A 16837-nucleotide genomic window follows, 5' to 3' on the forward strand; every position below is an offset into this window, starting at 1 on the left:
CCGCAGCAGTGGGATGAAAGGGACGGTGGAACATGAGCGGCGAGCGTGTCGCGGACATCTGGGGGCCGCGTACCCCCTTCGCCACAGGGGCCTCGTGGCCCAGGCGAGTGGACCAGTACCTCGTCGACGGAGTCGCCGAGGCCGACGTGCAGGAGTGGGTGCGGGGCGCCTGCCTGCTGTGCTCGAACGGGTGCGGGCTCGAAGTGGCCGTCAGCGACGGGCGGATGGTCGGTGTGCGGGGGCGGGCCGAGGACCGCGTCAACCACGGACGGCTCGGCCCGAAGGGACTGTACGGGTGGCAGGGCCAGCAGCACGACCGGCTGGCCACCCCGCTGATCCGCGAGGGCGGCCGGCTGGTGGAGACCGACTGGGACACGGCCATGGCAGCGGTGGTGGAGCGCTCCCGGTCCCTGCTGAAGAGCAAGGGGCCGCTCAGCCACGCCTTCTACACCTCAGGGCAGTTGATGCTCGAGGAGTACTACACGCTCTGCGTCATCGGGAAGGCCGGGATCGGCACCCCGCACATGGACGGCAACACCCGCCTGTGCACCGCCACCGCTGCCTCCGCTTTCCAGGAGTCCTTCGGCTCCGACGGCCAGCCCGGTTCCTACACCGACGTCGACAGCTGCGACGCCCTGTTCCTGTTCGGGCACAACGTCGCCGAGACGCAGACCGTGCTGTGGACCCGCATGCTCGACCGCCTCGACGCGGGAGACCCGCCACGGCTGGTGTGTGTGGACCCGCGGCGCACCAAGGTGGCCGAACGTGCCACGGTGCACCTGCCTGTCCGCAACGGCACCAACCTCGCGGTGATGAACGCTCTGGTGCACGAGCTGATCGCTCGCGGCTGGGTGAACGAGGACTACGTGCGGGCGCACACCGTGGGCTTCGACGAACTCGACCGGCTCACCCGTGAGACAACCCCTGAATGGGCGGCGGAGATCTGCGGGGTGCCCGCGCGCGACATCCGGGCGGCAGCAGAGATCTTCGGCACCAGTGAGCGGGTGGTCTCCACCTGCTCGATGGGCTTCTACCAGTCCCATCAGGCCACCGCGGCCTCCTGCCAGGTCAACAACCTCCACCTGTTGCGGGGCATGCTCGGCCGCCCCGGTGCCGGGATCCTGCAGATGAACGGCCAGCCCTCGGCGGAGAACAACCGGGAGGCCGGCTGCGGGCCCGCCCTGCCGGGCTTCCGCAACTGGGACAACCCCGACCACGTGCGCGAGTTGGCCGAACTGTGGAACGTGGACCCGCTGGTGATCCCGCACTGGTCCGCACCCACCGACGCCAACGCCATCCTCCGCTTCGCCGAGCAGGGCTCGATCGGTTTCCTGTGGATCGCCGGCACGAACCCGGCCGTCTCCCAGACCGACCTCGCCCGCATCCGCCGCATCCTCTCCGGCGACCAGTGCTTCGTCGTGGTCTCCGACGGCTACCGCACGGAGACCACCGAGCTGGCGGACGTGGTACTGCCGGCGGCGCTGTGGGCGGAGAAGACGGGCACGTTCACCAACGTCGACCGCACGGTGCACCTCCAGGAGAAGGCCGTCGAACCGCCCGGCCAGGCCCGCGGCGACCAGGCCATCTGGACCGACTACGCCCGCCGTATGGGATTCGCCGACAAGGACGGACACCCGCTTCCCGCCTGGGACACCTCCGAGCAGGCCTTCGAGGCGTGGAAGGCGGCGAGCGCGGGGCGGCCCTGCGACTACTCGGGCCTCACGTACCAGAAACTCCACGACGTCGGCGGCGTGCAGTGGCCGTGCACGAGCGAGGCGCCCAACGGCACCGAACGCCTCTTCACCGACGGCGTCTTCAACACCGCCGTGGAGACGTGTGAGACCTATGGACACCATCTGGCGACCGGAGCCCCAATCGGCGAGACGGCCTACCGGGCCCGCGGGGTCGACGGCCGGGCCATCCTCAAGACCACCGCCTACGATCACCCCTACGAGGAGCCCGACGCGACCTACCCGATGCGGCTGACCACCGGCCGCACCGTCTACCACTGGCACACCCGCACCAAGACGAAGCGGAGCCGCCGGCTGAACGAGGCAGCCCCCGCCATGTGGGTCGAGATCTCCGCCCCCGACGCGCAGCGGCTCGGCATCGCCGAGGGCGACATCGTGCGGGTCGCCTCTCGCCGCGGCAGCATCGAGGCACCCGCCCGGATCTCCCACGTGCGCGAGGGCGTGGTCTTCGCTCCCTGGCACTACGGGGAGCCCGAAACCGCCGCCAACGAACTCACGCTCAACGGCTGGGACCCGGTCTCCAAACAGCCCGAACTCAAAGTCGCCGCGGTCTCCGTCACTCGGATCCGGCCCGGAGACGGGCCCGCGCCCGCCCCCATCACCACGGCCTCCGCGCCCGTGCGTCCTTTCGCCGACACCGGCAGGGAGTGAGAACAACCCCATGCACCTGGTCACCTACCTGCACTTCCTCCACGCGACGGAAGAAGCGCTCAGCGCCGGCTACCGGACGGTCTCCGACGGACACGTCGCAGACGGAGACGTGCACTGGACCACCGCACGCTTCGCCCGCCAGTGCACCGCACACGCCCAAGCGCTGGCACCCGTCCTGGAACGCTGCGCACCAGCGGACGAACCCGTCCCGGACCGGCTGCACGCCCAGGGACTGTCCTCGGCCCGCAACGGTCCTGCCGGCCTGCTGCGCGACCTGCTGGACCTCTATCAGCTCACCAACCTGGTCGACATCACCTGGACACTCATCCGGCAAGCAGCCAGTGCCGCCCGCGACCGCGACCTGATCCACCTCACCCAGCAGTACGGCGAGGAGACGGGGGACCAGCTCGACTGGCTCCGCATGCGTATGAAAGCCGTGGCACCGCAGACCCTGATTGTCGCCCCCTGAGCCGACGTCGGCACGAAGCGGCGGGAGAGCGCGGAGGCTGCCTGTTGGCCTGCTCTCGGCGGTCTCTGAACCGAGGCTGGAGGGTGCCCCATGGTTCACCGAGTTCTCAGATCCTTGGCCGAGGACGTGTGGGACGTCGTCCGTGCGGCGAGCCCGACACACCTGAGCCTGCGTACCAGGCTCGTGAAGGCCTTCGTACTCACCGTGATCGTCGACGTCCTCGCCGGTGTCTGCATCTACTTCGCGGAGCGGCACGCCCCCACGACCGGGGTGCACAACTTCGGCGACGCCCTGTTCTGGACGACGGCACAGATGACGACGCTCTCCTCGTCGCTGACGAACCCACTCACCGGCGTCGGCAAAGCGATCTCCGTCCTCGTCGACATCTATGCCATCACGGTGGTCAGCACTCTGGCAGGCATCTTCAGCGCCTTCTTCTACCACCGCGGAGAGGAAAGCGAACAGCGCGACCACCGCGACTGACCACCCGGCCCGCGCGCAACGCGGTGTGCTTCAGCGGGGCCCGCCGATGAGTCCCGCACATACGCGTCACCTCGCCTCGCTCCGCCGGGCAGGCGAGGGCTGGGGGGCTCGACCGAACCGCGCCGGACAGCGGCGAGGGGCACACCGGTGTACGTGGCGAAGGCCGGGAACTTGGTGATGCCGTGTACCCAGCCGGGCAACGTCGGGTCCGCCGTCCCCTGGCTGCCGATCGGGTTCCCCACATGCGGGTCGGCGACGAAGACGCCTTGAAGGATCAGGCAGACGCCGAGAAGCCCGGTGAGCAGGAGAATGGCGGCAGACTGGGAGCGCCGCGCCCACGCAGCACGCGTCGCAGGCCGACGGCGAAGACGGGGTCATCACGCCCGACGGGATTCGCCTGGAGGAGCAGGCCCCGCACAGGCGGCACGGCGAGCACGTTCCGGCGACGCCGCCCCCCGCGTGTCCGGCCGCGGCGCGGCCGGACACCTCGCCGAGACCCGGTCAGTCCCGTTGCACCGCAGCCGCCTTGGGCAGCGCGAGCATCAAGGCAGCAGCCAGCAGAGAGGCGCCGATCTGCCAGGGCATGACCTCGGCCAGTGCGTGCCCGAACACCGTGTGCGGGTTTTCCGAGGAGGTGGGGGAGGAGGGCAGCGCGTTGAAGAAGACGGTGCCCAGCGAGGCGACGCCGACCGCGCCGCCGATCTGGTTCACCGTGGACAGGACGCCGCCGGCCGCGCCGGCCTGCCGCCGGGGAACGCCCGCGAGAACGACGTTGACCAGGATCGGAGCCCCGAGCCCGAGCCCGAGTCCGCCGACGAACATCGCCGCAGCGAGGGGCCAGGCGCCGGGAGCGGCTCCGTCACGGACGAGGAAGAACAGCAGCGCCTGTGAGGCGGCAAGCGTCAGCGCCCCGGTGACCAGCAGCGCCCGGCCGGCCTTGCCCGCCAACGCGACGCCCGCACCGGACGTGAGCATCGACCCGATCGCGTACGGCAGGATGACCACACCCGTCTCCCACGCCGAACGTCCCGTACCGGCCTGTAGGTAGAGGGACAGGACCAGGAAGAACGGCGCGAGGGCCCCGAAGAACAGCAACGAAGCCCCCAGCCCGGCGCTGAACGAACGGATCGACAGCAGCCCCGGGTCCAGAACGGGATGCCCACCGCGTGCCGCGAGGGAACGCTCATGAGCGACGAACGCGCCCAGCAGGGCGAACCCGGCCGCGAGCAGTGCCCAGCCCCACCAGGGCCAGCCCCAGTCCCGGCCCTGCGTCAGGGGCACCAGGATCAGCAGCACCGCGACCGCCGCCACAAAGGCGCCTGTCACGTCGAGACGGGACCGCCCGACGCCGACGGACTCGGGCAGTACCCGTACCCCCGCGACCAGCGCGACGACGGCCACAGGCACGTTGATCCAGAAGATCGTCCGCCAGCCCAGTCCCCATAGGTCCGCGTCCACCAGCACGCCACCCAGCAGGGGACCGGCGACCGATGCCAGGCCCTGGACCGCGCCGTACGCGCCGAAGGCCTTGGCCCGGGCCCTCGGCGCGAAAGACGAGCGGATGATGCCGAAGACCTGCGGAACCATGAAACCGCCTGCCAGGCCCTGCACGGACCGAACCGCGATCAGCGCCCCGGCGGTGGGCGCCAACGCGCACGCCGCGGAGGCCACCGCGAAGCATGCCAGGCTTACGAGGAACACCCGACGGCGGCCGTGGTCGTCGCCCACCCGTCCACCGGTGACCAGGCCGGAGCCCAGGGCGAGGGTGTATGCCGCGAGCATCCACTGCAGTTGCGCCTCGCCGGCGTGCAGGTCGCCCGCGATGTCGGGGGCGGCGACAGTGACGATCGTGACATCCAGCAGATCCATAAACGACGCGAACAAGACGATCAGAAGCACGAACGAAGCGTGACGGCCCGCGACCGCCGACTCACCGGCAGAGGACCGGGCCGATGGCGCGGAAGCTGACGTGTTGGTGTCCATGCACGCACCGTGACACTGGTGACGGCCGTCAAATGACCGCTATTTCTGGGACTGTAGAAGCCATGCCTGACACGTCCGCCCGGATCCTGCGCTTGCTTTCCCTGCTCGAGGCGCGCGTCGCGTGGCCCGGCGCGGAACTCGCGAACCGCCTCGAGGTGAGCGCCCGGACCCTGCGCCGCGACATCGACACCCTCCGCGAGCTCGGTTACCCCGTGGACGCGCTCAAGGGCCCGGGCGGGGGCTACCGCCTCGGCGCGGGCGGCAAGCTGCCGCCTCTCGTGCTGGACGACGACCAGGCCATCGCGATCGCCCTCGCCCTGCAGACCGCTCCCGCGACCGTCACCGGCATCGACGACGCCGTCGCCAGGGCGTTCACCACCCTCCGGCAGGTGATGCCTGCTCGGCTGCGGGCCGCAACCGAATCCTTCGATGTGACGGTGTTGCGCAACTACTGGGAGTTCGCCGCCCCGCCCGTCGATGTCACCATCCTGCAAGCCGTCGGGTCGGCCATCCGTACCACGCGCGTGCTGCGGTTCGACTACCGCACACACGACGGCAGGATTCCCGCACCCGGGGCACCCGACTTCCACCCACCGCGCGAGGTCGAGCCTCATCACCTGGTCGTCTGGGCCGGCCGTTGGTACCTCGTCGCCCGCGAGCACCACCACGACGCGTGGCACACCTACCGCATCGACCGCATCGCCCCCCGGACACCCGCAGGAGCAGTCTTCCGCCCCCGGCCACTCACTCAGGAAGACCTCACCCGGCTCGTCGTGCAGAACCCCCAACGCGGTGACACCGCAGGGCAGTGGCAATGCGTCGGATCGGCCACCATCGAGCTGCCCGCACATCTCGTGGCACGCTGGGCCCCCGGCGGATCCCACGTGGAACCCGTCGACTCCCACCGCTGCAGGTTCACTATCGGCGGCTGGTCCTGGGCCGGCATCGCTGGCCTGTTCGTCACCTTCGACGCGGACCTGAGCGACGTGCGGCCGGCCGAACTCCGCGACGCCATGGCGCGGATCACCTCGCGCCTGCACCGAGCACAACAGGTCGCCGAAGCGGACGGGCCTCGCTCGTCCTCCAACGCCTGAGCGCACCCTGACCAGTTGATTCCGCCACTGCGAACCGAAACTCACCATCGGTCGGCCGCCGCCGGTGTCGGGGATTCGTTTCCGCGACGGAGGAGCCCGGCTCGGGCTCATCGCGACGCCCGCGTCGGGAACGTGGCCACAGAAGCTCCGGTGCCACGGTTGCGGCCGGGGGGAGTCGTGAACAGGGCTATCCCGGCCAGGAACAGGTGGCGTCGGCCCTCTCGGGCGCGCGCATGTGCGTCCCGTGGAGGCCGCACGTCAGTGGTCGCCCTTGGCGGCAGACCGAGGCAATGGTCTGCGACGCGCAGTGTCCCTACCGGACGACGTCGTCCGCGTCGCGCCGTGTGACGAGACGCCATGCGCGTCTCCCGGTCAGGGCGTCGCAGAAGGGCGGCTCTTCCGGAGCTCGTCGGAGTAGCGGCCCTCTTTATATGCGGCCCTGCGACCACGTGGCCCTGCGGCCTGCGGCCGCTTCTTCGCCGCCATACCTCTCGCCTGTTCTGGGCCGGGGCTCCGCGGACGGCGGCCTACCTCTGAGCAAGCCCAACTGTGGAGTTCCGCCAGTGTCCACCAAGCGCCAGAGGGAGTCAGCACGAAACGCGAGCGCGGGTGTCGGCATGCGAGATGGCCAAGTGGTACGAACCAATATCCCGAACGAGGTTGGTAGTTCCTGCGCAAGGCTCTTGACTGGCCGAATTGGAGCGGACCAAAATCGGCCGCCTGCCTTCTCGCCGCCCAGGAGAAACCGTGCACATCGCTTTGTTGCCTCTCGACGAGCGCCCCGTCAACACGCATCTGCCTCAACTGGTGGGGGCTCTCGCGGGGGCACACGTCCACCTGCCACCGGCCGGGGACCTCAGCCGCAAGAAGTACCCCGCCGCGACCGGTGCTCTCGTCCGATGGCTGGAGGCCGCCGTCGACGGCCGGACCCCGCTGGACGCCCTCGTCGTCTCGCTCGACATGCTCGGATACGGAGGCCTGATCGCCTCACGCACGACGCAGGAACCCGCCGTGGCCGTGCTGGAGCGCTGGGAAGTGCTCCGACACATCCGTCGGGTCTCACCCGCCAGCGCCGTCCACGCCGTCTCTTTGGTCACCCGCGCGCCCAACTCCTACAACCGCGACGAGGAACCGGACTACTGGGCGGACATCGGTGCGGACCTGCACCGCTACGGGGCAGCCCTGCACCGCGCCTACCTCGAGGAGCCGCAAGCCGACGACGAGTCCGTCGACGCCTTCCGAGAGCGCCTGCCCGCGACACACGTGGCCGACTTCAGCAGGCGGCGCCTCCGCAACCACACCGTGAACCTCGGCGCGCTCTCCCTCGCTGCCGACGGCGTCCTCGACACTCTCCTGGTCACGGCCGATGACACCGCGGAGCGTTCAGCGGGAAGCCTCGAACAGCACTGGCTCGCGCACTGGAAACAGACGGCCCTCCCGGCCGCGTCCGGGGTCTCGATGCACCCCGGTGCCGACGAGGTGGGCGCAGTCCTGGTGGCGAGGGCGGTGCTGGCGCAACTGCGCTCGGAGCCGCTGTCCGTCGCCGTCACGTGCGGTGTCGAGCACGGCCTGGAGCGGGTGGCCCCGTACGAGAACCTCCCGATCGGCCAAGGCGCGGACGGCCACCTGCGCGGTGTCGGAGGCCGTAAGGTGCCGGCCGAGGAAGCCGAACTGATCGTGGTCGTGCACCCGCCCGACCCGGCCGGTGGTGACTGGGCCCACCAGCATCCGACGGTCCGCGACCCCGAGCACCCTGAAGTGCGCGCCACCGCGGAGACGGTGGCCGGCCACGTTTGGGCCGGTACCCCCGTCGTGGTGGCCGACTGCGCCTACCCCAACGGGTCCGATCCCGCGCTGGTGTCCGCCCTCGCACGTCGGATGCCGCTCACCGGCCTCGCCGGATACGCCGGATGGAACACCGCGGGCAACACCGTGGGCAGCGCCCTGGCACACGGAGCGGTCCACACGGCCGCCCGCGAACACGGCGTGGCGGACACGGCCGCACATCATCGTCTGCTCCTGCACCGCCTCGTGGAGGACTGCGCCTACATGACCGACATCCGGGGCGCGGCACTCGCACGCTTCACCGATCAGGTGCGGCACAGCACGCTGCCCGAGGAGAAGGTCGAGACGGTCCGGGCCTGGATCGCCGAGCAACTGGCCTCCGCGGCAGGCCGGTTCCTCGGCTTCGAGGGGTGGGCCGTCGAGCCCCGCTCCCTGCTGCTGCCGTGGGAGCGCACCTTCGAGATCGACTTCGAACTGCTCCGCCCTCAGGAGAGATGAGATCGGTATGCGCCCGCCCCACAACCTGCTGCGCCGTCTTCTTCTGCCCGTACTCCTGTGCTGCGCCCTCCTCACCGGCTGCGGCGTGGCAGCCCCTGACGTCCCCTTGGACCAGCCGGGCCGCGAGCCGGTGACGATCACCGTGTGGAGCGCCTACAGCGGCCGGGAACTCGACGTCTTCAACAAGGTCCTGCAACGCTTCGAGCAGGAACACCCTTGGATCACCGTGCGCAGCGTCGGTTCGCAGAACAACGACCGCATGGTGGCCGCCCTCCGCGGTGGCCCCGCCCCCGATGTGCAGTGGGCGCCGCAGAGCGATCTGGCCGGGGTGTACTGTCCGAGCGGCGGCTGGCGCGACCTGTCGCACTACATCGAGCGCGACGGCCTCGATCCCGGGGTGTTCGTCCCCGCAGCGTGGAAAGCCACCTCCGCGGGCGGCAAGCGATGTGCTCTGCCGGTGCTGGGAGACATCTACGGCCTCTACTACAACAAGAAGAAGCTCGCCGAGGCAGGTTTCACCGAGCCGCCCCGCACCATGAGCCAACTCGACGCCTACGCACGCAAGCTGACCCGACGCGACGGTCAGGGCGACATCCGCGTCGCCGGCTACGCGCCACTGACCCTGTTCTACGCCAACCGCCCCACGTACGAGGCCCAGCTGTGGGGCGCCGAGTGGTTCGACAAGGACGGTGGCTCCGCGGTCGCCGCCGACCCCGACTGGCGCCGGCTGCTGGCCTGGCGCAAGAAGCTCATCGACTGGTACGGCTACGACAAGCTGCGCGCCTTCACCGCGGGAGCGGGCGCCCAGTACAGCGCCTCGAACGCCTTCCAGACGGGGCAACTGGCCATGATGCTGGACGGGGAGTTCCGCACGGCCTTCGTCGAGAACGAGGCGAAGGACCTCGACTACGGCACAGCGCCCTTCCCCGCTCCGGACGACCGCCCCCAGCAGTACGGCGCGGGCGCCTGGACCGTGCATCTCGCCGGAGTGACGCACCGCAGCGCCCACCCGGACGCGGCATGGCGTCTGGTCAGATGGCTCGCCACCAGCCCGAGGGCGCAGGTCGCCCTCGCCGAAGGACTGCACAACGTTCCCACGACGAAGGCGGCTTTGCGGTCACCGAAGCTGGCGGCGATACCGCACTTCAAGCCGTTCCTCGACATGGCGGCCGACCCGCACAGCAAGGTGCCGCCCAGCACACCTGCCGGAGTCAGCTACCAGGACTCGATGGCCGCCTTCTTCCAGCAGTGGGAATCCGGCGAAGTCCAGGACGCGGACAAGGGCCTGGCCGAGCAGGCACGCACGATCGACAGCTTTCTTGACCAGGTCACCATCGGGATGGAGCGCTGATGACGACACTCCCTCCGCGCCCCCGGAACCGTACGAGACCGTCGACGAGGAGCGCCGGCCGACCGAGACGCGTCAACTGGGCCGTCGTCGGCCTCATGGCCCCCTGGGCCCTCGGCTTCACCGTCTTCTTCGCCTACCCCCTGCTCGCGAATGTCTACCTCTCCCTGACGCGCTACGACCTCATCTCCCCGGCCACGTACATCGGTCTGGACAACTGGGCGTTCCTCCTCCACGACGAGGCCCTTCTCACCGGGGTCCGCAACAGCGCGTGGATCCTGCTGATCGGAGTCCCCGTCAAGCTGATGTTCGCCTTCTTCGTCGCCCTGCTCATCTCCCGGGCGAGGCGCGGCGGCGGGCTGCTGCGCACCGTCTTCTACCTTCCGCACCTCATGCCGCTGGTGGCCGCGGCCCTCGCCTTCGTCGTGCTGCTCAACCCGTCCTCGGGCCCGGTCAACACGCTGCTCTCGTCGGTGGGCATCGACGGCCCCCTGTGGTTCGACGACCCGCGGTGGGCCAAGCCGTCCTTGCTGATGCTCGACTCCTGGATGGTGGGCAACCTCATGGTCATCTTCCTGGCGGCGGTGCTCGACGTGCCGCAGCAGCTCTACGAGGCGGCCGACCTGGACGGCGCGGGCAAGCTGCGCAAGCTGTGGCACGTGACTCTGCCCGCCGTCCGCCCGGTCCTCGTCTTCGCGGCCGTCACAGCCGCCATCGACGCGCTGCAGTACTTCACACAGGCCTACGTCGTGGCGACCTCACTCTCCGGAGGCGCCACGACCGGGGCCGAGTCACTGGGATACCCGAACGACTCCACGCTGTTCTTCCCCGTCCTGCTGTACAAGCAGGGGTTCCGCTACTTCAACATGGGCTACGCCTCGGTGCTGGCGCTCTTGTTGTTCGCGGTGTCCTTCTGCGTCGCATTCGTCACGCTCCGGCGGGCCAGCCGCTGGGCCTCGGACATGTGAGGAGCCGGCCGATGTCCGTACTCGCCCCTTCCCGCCGCCCCACCGCCGTCGCCCCCGAAACCCGGCCGCGGAAGCCGCGCGGCCGCGGTCGCCGCCGACGGTGGCTGGAGAGCGTGGCCGAACGCTCGCTGCTGATCGCGCTGGCCTTCATCGTGCTGATGCCGTTCGCCCTGATCCTGCTCACCTCGCTGATGACCAACGCACAGACACTCTCGCCCCGCCTGTGGCCCGAGGACTTCCAGTGGCACAACTTCGCTGACGTCTTCACCCGCATCCCCCTGGCGCGGTACGCCGCGAACACCTTCCTGTACGCGGGGCTCGGCACCGTGGGCACGTTGCTCTCCAGCGTCCCGGCCGCGTACGCCATGGCCAAGCTGCGATGGCGGGGACGTCACGTGTGGCTGCTGCTGACCGTCGCCGTCATGATGTTGCCGGCTCAGGTCACGCTCGTACCGCTGTACTCCATGTGGGCCTCCCTCGGCCTGGTGGGCACACTGGCGCCGCTGATCGTGCCCTTCTTCTTCGGCCACGCGTTCTCCATCTTCCTGCTGCGCCAGTTCTTCCTCACCATCCCCCAGGAGTACCTGGAAGCGGCACGTATCGACGGCTGCGGGGAGCTGCGCACGCTGCTGCGCGTGGTGCTTCCGCTCACCCGCCCCGCGCTCGCGGCGGTCGCCGTCTTCCAGTTCACCTTCTGCTGGAACGACTTCATGGGCCCCCTGCTGTACGTCGGCAACAACGACAGCAACTGGACCATCCCCGTGGGCCTGGCCCAGTTCCGCTCCACCTACCAGGTCGAATGGAACCTGACCATGGCCGCGTCCCTCCTGGCCGCCGTCCCGGTGGTCGTGCTGTTCTTCTTCGCCCAGAAGACCTTCGTGCGGGGCATCGCGCTGACCGGAGTCAAGGGATGACGCCCGCACCCGGCAGCCCAGGGGAGAGGACGGGCGAGCGTCGGCCGGTCGACGAGTACGGCCGGCTGTCTAAACACGAGGTCCTGCGCCGGCGGCTGAGGAGGGAGATCGGCCACCGCGAACCCCACTCCCTGCTCCCGACGGAGAGGGAGTTGGCCGCGCGGTACCAGGTCAGCCGCTCCACCGTCCGCCAGGCCCTCGACGCACTGGCGGAGGCGGGAGCCGTCTACCGGGTGCACGGCGCGGGCACCTTCGTCGCGGCACCCACCATCTCCAAGTCGCACATGCTCACCTCCTTCACCGAGGACATGCAGGCCAGGGGCCTGCAAGCCAGCACCCGGGTCCTGGCTTCCGACGAGACGGAGGCAGGCCGCCGGACGGCCGAGGATCTCGGGACGGAACCGACGGAGAAGGTCACCCGGCTCGTCCGGCTGCGGATGGCCGACGCGCGCCCCATGTGCCTGGAGACAGCGCACCTGCGCAGCGCGCGCGTCCCCGGGCTGCTTGCCCGCGACGACCTCGACGGGTCGCTCTACCGCGTCCTCGAACGCGACTACGGGCTCCACCTGGTGCGCGCTGAACAAGCATGGAGCGCCGTCACTCTGGACGAGCGCAGCGCCGCGCTCCTGGGCGTTCCCTCCGGCTCCGCGGCCTTTCACGTACGCAGGGTCGGGATGAACGAGCGGGACCGGCCCCAGGAAGCCACGACGAGCCTGTACCGCGCCGACCGCTACGACGTCCGCCTGACCGTCCGGCGAACCCACTCCCGAGACCGGAGCGGCCCTCCGCGAAGCCCGCGGGTCTGAGGTGACCCCTCCGCTTGTGGGGGTGCTCCACACAAGGACGAGCCGAGGAACCGGCGAAGCCCGACCGAGCTCAGGGCGACCAGACATACGGTGTCGTCGCGGTGACGGCGTGCAGGCCAAGGCGGGTGAGGATCGGGGCGCTGTCGACGGAGGCATCGACGTAGACGTAGGGGACACGGCGGGCAGCCGCGAGTTGGGCCCGGCGCGCGACCAGGGCCCGGTAGATGCCCTGTCCGCGCCATTCCTTGAGCGTCGAGCCGCCCCAGAGGCCTCCGAAGTCGACACCGTCGTTGAGCACCAGCCAGGCCGCACTGACGACCTCACTGCGTGCCTCGGCGATGAGGACGATGGTGTTTTCCGAGGCATTCTCGACCCGGGCGGCCAGGTCGTCGGCGAGCCAACTCCAGTCCTCGCCCCAGACAGCGCTCTCCATGGTGGCGATGCGTCGCAGGTCTGATCTGGCGGTGACACGGCGGAGGGTCACGCCGTCGGGCAGTACGGGATCGACGACGAGGTCCGCGGACTTGAATACAAACGCGGCAGGACCGGCCCCGCCCAGACGGCGTTCTCGGGGCAACGTCCTGCGTGTAGGGGGCGGAGCCGGAGAGGCACGGCAGCGGCGGTCACGATGCGGTGAGAAGCGCTGATCCGGTTTCAGGGCTACTGAGCGGGGCTCGTCGGCCGATCCGGGCTTGTCGATTATCGATATGGTCCTCTACCGTGGTCATATCGAAAGTCGATAGGGGGAGATGTGATGCACACCCGACTCACCAAGAACCTGGCCTCGGTGGCCTTCGCGCTGGCAGTGCTCTGCGGGCTCGCCTTCCTCGGCACGGGAGTCACGCACATGTTCGACGACGGGGACGTCTGCGTGGAGACGGACTTCTGGCAGAACGCCAGGCTGGCGGACCGTCTGCCGGAGGACGCGGCAGTGAAGGCGGCCAGCAGCGCCACGCGTATGTGCCAGGAGGGCCCTTCCGCGGGGCAGCGCGCTGCCGACCTCGGGGGCCAACTGCCCTGGCTGCTGTTCGGCGCGCTCGCACTCCTGCTGTTCTCCCGTATGCTCAAGGCCGTCTGGCTGCAGGGGCCGTTCACCGAGGCGGTGGCGCGACGGCTCTCGGTTCTGGGCTGGTGCGTCACCGTGGGCACGCCGCTGGCCGGCCTCATCGTCGGATGGTCGCACTCCTGGCTCGTCGGGAGCATGGCGCCGATCGTGGGTTCCGGCCCGACGGTCACCGGACCCATGGTGCTCATCCTCGCCGGGCTCGCAGCGGTGATCATGGGGAAGATCATGCGTGAGGGTGTGCGCATGCGGGAGGACGTCGAAGGGACGATCTGATGGCCGAAGAGGAACCTCACGGCATCAGGATTCACCTCGACCATCTTCTCGCCGCGCGCGGTATGACACTGACCGAGCTGTCCGCGCAGGTGGGGATCACCGTCGTCAACCTGTCCGTACTGAAGAACGGGCGGGCCAAGGCCATCCGATTCTCCACCCTCTCCAGGATCTGCGAGGTCCTGGAGTGTCAGCCGGGAGACTTGATCACCCACCACCCCACCGAGCCGGCCCAGGGGTGACCGGCCTGAGCGGTGACCTGCCCCGCGGAGTGCGCAGGGTGCACACCGCGCTGCGGTGCGCGGCCCACCCGCTCGGGCCCGCTACGCCTCGCGGTCGTCGCCGAGGTTCCGCAAAGCCTCCTCGACCTGCGCTCGAGTGAGGTGGTCCGCGGGCAAGGAACTGCGGGCCGCCTCGGTGCGCAGACCGTCGAGGAGGAAGGCGGCTTGGCGCCGCCAGGCGTCCGGGGCCGCCTCGGCGGTCGCCCGGGCCAGCAGCGCGTTGGCGGCGAAGGCGAACACCAGGTCCGCGTTGGTGAAGTCGGGACGGAGGGCGCCGGCCTCATGGGCCCGCCGGACGATCTGCTGTGCGGCGTCCATCGTGCGGTCGCAGACGGTCATGAGGCGCTCCGCGCCCGGGTAACGTCCGCTGATCACGTCGGCGACGGCAGGGTCGGTGGCCTGGAGCGCGCAGAGCATCTCGACGTAGTAGGTGAATCCCTCCCAGGCGTCCTCGAAGGCCAGAGCCCGCTGGGTGATCTCGTCCAGGTGCCGCGCCGCGCGATCGGTCACCACCTCGTCGATGAGGGCCTCACGGGTGCCGAAAAGGTTGTATAGCGTGCCGTGGCTCACGCCTGCCCGCCGTGCGATCTCCTTCAGCGGTACCCGCAGGCCGCGCTCCTGGAAGAGCTCGGCGGCCGCCGACCGTAGCTTCTCCGCGTTCCGCTGCGCGTCGGCCCGCATCTGCTCTCCCTCTCCGGCTCCGGCCTGCCTGGCGTCCCACTCGCCGAGTCCACCCGACGAGAGAAGTTGACCCCCTGGTCAATCTACATGTTACCGTCGGAGCATAAGTTGACCCCCGGGTCAGAATACCTGGAGCAAGGAGGATTCCTCGTGTCGAAAGTGATCGCTGTCTTCGGGGCGGGTACAGGACTCGGCGCTTCCGTGGCCCGTCGCTTCGGCCGTGAAGGCTTCCGCGTCGCCCTGGTCGCGCGCCGTCGTGAGCGTCTGGACGCCCTCGTCGAGCAGCTGGCGGGGGAGGGGGTGGAAGCGGCCGGATTCACCGCTGACCTGTCCAGGACCGACGCAGTGCCGGCGCTGATCGGGAGCATCCGCGACCGCTTCGGACGCATCGATGTGATCGAGTACGGGCCGTTCAGCACCGAGCAGGGTCTCGCCCCGGCCACCCGGACGGATGCCGCCGTCCTGGAGCAGGGCCTCGCGATGTTCTTGCTGACACCCGTGGAGGTCGTCCGTGCCGTACTGCCCGAGTGGACCGAGCGGGGAGACGGAGCCTTCCTCCTGACCACCGGTGTCACGGCGGTCCACCCCATGCCCGGTCTCAGCGGGTTGGCTCCCCTTGGCGCCGCCGCCCGCAACTACCTCTACTCGCTCCACGGCGAGCTCGCCGACGCGGGTGTCTACGCCGGAACCCTTTCGGTCGGTGCGACGATCGACCGAAGCGAGATGAGCGCACTCATCGCCCAAGCCGGTACCCGAGTGGGGGAGACAGCGGAGTTTCCGGTCGTCGACCCCGACGACCTCGCCGAGCAGTACTGGGACATGTACACCAAGCGCGACCGGATCGAGCAGCTGTACCCCCAGCCCCGGAGCCTGTAGCGCTCCGGCCAGAATGACGCCGGTTGTGACGCCGCTGTGCGCCGGTTGCGGGGGTCGGCGCGCGCGCAAGCTCCTGGCAGGACGGCGGTGGGTGCGCCCACCCCGCCTGCCAGGAGCTTTCTCACGTCCGCACACCGCCTCCAAGCGTGCACGTGACCGAACGGCTATGCGGGTCCGGCGCGCTCTCGCGGGGCGGCTGCCCACCGCCACCCCGTCAGGCATCATCTGCGTCAGACATCACCTGACGGGTCCGCGGCCGCGGGCCGGGCCGGGCCGGGCCGGGCCGGACGAACCGTACGCCTCGGCCAGTCGGCCGAGGTCCTCAGATGATGGGGCTCGTGTAGACCTTCGTGGAGGACTGGCTGCCGATGAAGGGCTTGTTGGCGGCCCACAGGTCGGCCCACTGGTATTCCGGCACGTCGAAACTGCACTTCACCCAGCCACCGGCAGCGCCACGGGTGTTGAAGCACTCGCGGCCCCAGTTCGCCGGAAGCCGCGACTTGAGCGTTCCCGCGACGGAGTCTCCGTTCGCCTTGGTGTCCTTGACGTAGACCGCGTCTCCGTTCGCGACGAAGCACGCCTTCGCGCCGGATGTCGACACGCACGGGGCGCTCGACGGAGGCGCGCCACTGGGGGTTCCGGTCGTGGCGGCTGCCGCGGTCGCCGTCCCTGCGGTGATGAGTACCGCCGCGGGAACCGCGATCAGCGCGCGTCCAAGTCTCTTCATGTGCTCTCCCGTTGTGAGAATTCCTCGTGCCGAGTCGGCCTGTGACATTGAACCTCATGCGGTGGGTGTGATCGCCGTGACCCCCGTGGCGCGCAGCGCCCCAGCCGGTGGCAGGTGTCGGGCGTGGAGCGGTCCGGCAGGGCCTCCCAAGTCAGGACAGATCCCTTTCGGACGTTTTTGCCGAGT

General features: G+C 69.7%; 15 protein-coding genes and 1 pseudogene. 12 read left to right on the forward strand and 4 right to left on the reverse strand.

Annotation, left to right across the window (positions count from 1 at the left end; genetic code table 11):
• Positions 1–32 precede the first annotated feature (32 nt).
• The 3 genes from MMF93_RS32905 to MMF93_RS32915 all read left to right on the forward strand — a co-directional run bounded on the left by MMF93_RS32905 (position 33) and on the right by MMF93_RS32915 (position 3354).
• On the forward strand, positions 33–2402 hold the full coding sequence (locus MMF93_RS32905; RefSeq protein ID WP_242757016.1) for a molybdopterin oxidoreductase family protein: 2370 nt from the start codon (positions 33–35) through the stop codon (positions 2400–2402).
• Between the two features lie 10 nt (positions 2403–2412).
• Positions 2413–2871, forward strand: coding sequence for a hypothetical protein (locus MMF93_RS32910; RefSeq protein WP_242757018.1), 459 nt, complete (start codon positions 2413–2415; stop codon positions 2869–2871).
• A gap of 90 nt (positions 2872–2961) precedes the next feature.
• The gene (locus tag MMF93_RS32915) at positions 2962–3354 is read left to right on the forward strand and encodes a hypothetical protein (protein WP_242757020.1); all 393 of its coding nucleotides are present in this window, start codon (positions 2962–2964) and stop codon (positions 3352–3354) included.
• Positions 3355–3855: 501 nt separating this feature from the next.
• Here MMF93_RS32915 and MMF93_RS32920 read toward each other — a convergent pair.
• The gene (locus MMF93_RS32920) at positions 3856–5253 is read right to left on the reverse strand and encodes an MFS transporter (RefSeq protein WP_242757022.1); all 1398 of its coding nucleotides are present in this window, start codon (positions 5251–5253) and stop codon (positions 3856–3858) included.
• 146 nt (positions 5254–5399) lie between these two features.
• Between MMF93_RS32920 and MMF93_RS32925 the strand changes: the two genes are divergently transcribed.
• The 6 genes from MMF93_RS32925 (at position 5400) to MMF93_RS32950 (ending at position 12750) form a co-directional block, all read left to right on the forward strand.
• Positions 5400–6431: a helix-turn-helix transcriptional regulator gene (locus MMF93_RS32925; RefSeq protein ID WP_242757024.1), complete on the forward strand. Its 1032-nt coding sequence runs from the start codon at positions 5400–5402 to the stop codon at positions 6429–6431.
• Between the two features lie 747 nt (positions 6432–7178).
• Complete coding sequence (locus tag MMF93_RS32930) at positions 7179–8714, forward strand: DUF4127 family protein (protein WP_242757026.1); 1536 nt, start codon at positions 7179–7181, stop codon at positions 8712–8714.
• A 7-nt stretch (positions 8715–8721) separates the two neighbouring features.
• Complete coding sequence (locus MMF93_RS32935; RefSeq protein WP_242757028.1) at positions 8722–10065, forward strand: extracellular solute-binding protein; 1344 nt, start codon at positions 8722–8724, stop codon at positions 10063–10065.
• A 95-nt stretch (positions 10066–10160) separates the two neighbouring features.
• Positions 10161–11030: a carbohydrate ABC transporter permease gene (locus MMF93_RS32940; RefSeq protein ID WP_242757030.1), complete on the forward strand. Its 870-nt coding sequence runs from the start codon at positions 10161–10163 to the stop codon at positions 11028–11030.
• An 11-nt stretch (positions 11031–11041) separates the two neighbouring features.
• The gene (locus MMF93_RS32945; protein ID WP_242757032.1) at positions 11042–11944 is read left to right on the forward strand and encodes a carbohydrate ABC transporter permease; all 903 of its coding nucleotides are present in this window, start codon (positions 11042–11044) and stop codon (positions 11942–11944) included.
• On the forward strand, positions 11941–12750 hold the full coding sequence (locus MMF93_RS32950) for a GntR family transcriptional regulator (RefSeq protein ID WP_242757034.1): 810 nt from the start codon (positions 11941–11943) through the stop codon (positions 12748–12750). The genes MMF93_RS32945 and MMF93_RS32950 overlap by 4 nt, the downstream gene beginning before the upstream one ends.
• A 70-nt stretch (positions 12751–12820) precedes the next feature.
• On the opposite strand, the pseudogene MMF93_RS32955 reads toward MMF93_RS32950, so the two are convergent.
• Positions 12821–13276, reverse strand: a pseudogene (locus MMF93_RS32955) (GNAT family N-acetyltransferase); the annotation flags it as partial.
• A 228-nt stretch (positions 13277–13504) separates the two neighbouring features.
• On the opposite strand from MMF93_RS32955, the gene MMF93_RS32960 reads away from it, so the two are divergent.
• A complete protein-coding gene (locus MMF93_RS32960) occupies positions 13505–14089 on the forward strand; it encodes a DUF2975 domain-containing protein (protein ID WP_242757036.1) in 585 nt (194 codons plus the stop codon).
• Positions 14089–14328, forward strand: coding sequence for a helix-turn-helix domain-containing protein (locus tag MMF93_RS32965; RefSeq protein ID WP_242757038.1), 240 nt, complete (start codon positions 14089–14091; stop codon positions 14326–14328). Before MMF93_RS32960 ends, MMF93_RS32965 begins: the two co-directional genes overlap by 1 nt.
• Before the next feature lie 81 nt (positions 14329–14409).
• On the opposite strand, the gene MMF93_RS32970 is transcribed toward MMF93_RS32965, so the two are convergent.
• A complete protein-coding gene (locus tag MMF93_RS32970) occupies positions 14410–15048 on the reverse strand; it encodes a TetR/AcrR family transcriptional regulator (RefSeq protein WP_242757040.1) in 639 nt (212 codons plus the stop codon).
• A gap of 150 nt (positions 15049–15198) precedes the next feature.
• Here MMF93_RS32970 and MMF93_RS32975 point away from each other — a divergent pair, with 150 nt between their 5' ends.
• A complete protein-coding gene (locus tag MMF93_RS32975; RefSeq protein ID WP_242757042.1) occupies positions 15199–15924 on the forward strand; it encodes an SDR family NAD(P)-dependent oxidoreductase in 726 nt (241 codons plus the stop codon).
• 322 nt (positions 15925–16246) lie between these two features.
• On the opposite strand, the gene MMF93_RS32980 is transcribed toward MMF93_RS32975, so the two are convergent.
• Positions 16247–16651: a hypothetical protein gene (locus MMF93_RS32980; protein ID WP_242757044.1), complete on the reverse strand. Its 405-nt coding sequence runs from the start codon at positions 16649–16651 to the stop codon at positions 16247–16249.
• Positions 16652–16837: the final 186 nt, after the last annotated feature.

It is taken from the genome of Streptomyces tubbatahanensis (assembly GCF_022699385.1).
GTDB classification, from domain to species: domain Bacteria; phylum Actinomycetota; class Actinomycetes; order Streptomycetales; family Streptomycetaceae; genus Streptomyces; species Streptomyces diacarni.

Excerpts from the sequence above, each read along its gene's own strand:
- MMF93_RS32905 (WP_242757016.1), top strand. The coding sequence starts at position 33 with ATGAGCGGCGAGCGTGTCGCGGACATCTGGGGGCCGCGTACCCCCTTC.
- MMF93_RS32940 (WP_242757030.1), top strand. The coding sequence starts at position 10,161 with ATGGCCCCCTGGGCCCTCGGCTTCACCGTCTTCTTCGCCTACCCCCTG.
- MMF93_RS32980 (WP_242757044.1), bottom strand. The coding sequence starts at position 16,651 with ATGAAGAGACTTGGACGCGCGCTGATCGCGGTTCCCGCGGCGGTACTC.
- MMF93_RS32970 (WP_242757040.1), bottom strand. The coding sequence starts at position 15,048 with ATGCGGGCCGACGCGCAGCGGAACGCGGAGAAGCTACGGTCGGCGGCC.
- MMF93_RS32925 (WP_242757024.1), top strand. The coding sequence starts at position 5,400 with ATGCCTGACACGTCCGCCCGGATCCTGCGCTTGCTTTCCCTGCTCGAG.
- MMF93_RS32950 (WP_242757034.1), top strand. The coding sequence starts at position 11,941 with ATGACGCCCGCACCCGGCAGCCCAGGGGAGAGGACGGGCGAGCGTCGG.
- MMF93_RS32960 (WP_242757036.1), top strand. The coding sequence starts at position 13,505 with ATGCACACCCGACTCACCAAGAACCTGGCCTCGGTGGCCTTCGCGCTG.
- MMF93_RS32910 (WP_242757018.1), top strand. The coding sequence starts at position 2,413 with ATGCACCTGGTCACCTACCTGCACTTCCTCCACGCGACGGAAGAAGCG.
- MMF93_RS32965 (WP_242757038.1), top strand. The coding sequence starts at position 14,089 with ATGGCCGAAGAGGAACCTCACGGCATCAGGATTCACCTCGACCATCTT.
- MMF93_RS32945 (WP_242757032.1), top strand. The coding sequence starts at position 11,042 with ATGTCCGTACTCGCCCCTTCCCGCCGCCCCACCGCCGTCGCCCCCGAA.
- MMF93_RS32915 (WP_242757020.1), top strand. The coding sequence starts at position 2,962 with ATGGTTCACCGAGTTCTCAGATCCTTGGCCGAGGACGTGTGGGACGTC.
- MMF93_RS32935 (WP_242757028.1), top strand. The coding sequence starts at position 8,722 with ATGCGCCCGCCCCACAACCTGCTGCGCCGTCTTCTTCTGCCCGTACTC.